A 273-nucleotide genomic window follows, 5' to 3' on the forward strand; every position below is an offset into this window, starting at 1 on the left:
CCCATAAGGGGTTCGAACCCTTGTTACCGCCGTGAAAGGGCGGTGTCCTAGACCACTAGACGAATGGGACGTATCTGCTGTTTGGAGCGGGAAAAGAGATTCGAACTCTCGACCCTCGCCTTGGCAAGGCGATGCTCTACCACTGAGCTATTCCCGCTTAACAAGCTGTCACTCTACAAACTTCTCACTATCGGAATGGCGTCCCATAAGGGGTTCGAACCCTTGTTACCGCCGTGAAAGGGCGGTGTCCTAGACCACTAGACGAATGGGACG

The 273-nt window shown here is 54.2% G+C and carries 2 tRNA genes; both read right to left on the minus strand.

The annotated features are described in order from the left end of the window. Positions 1-82: 82 nt before the first annotated feature. Positions 83-157, minus strand: a tRNA-Gly gene (locus R0J87_RS20310). A 39-nt stretch (positions 158-196) separates the two neighbouring features. Further along, positions 197-272: transfer RNA gene (locus tag R0J87_RS20315), tRNA-Glu, on the minus strand. Position 273 lies beyond the last annotated feature (1 nt).

Source organism: Halomonas sp. SIMBA_159 (assembly GCF_046536035.1).
Lineage (GTDB): Bacteria > Pseudomonadota > Gammaproteobacteria > Pseudomonadales > Halomonadaceae > Vreelandella > Vreelandella venusta_A.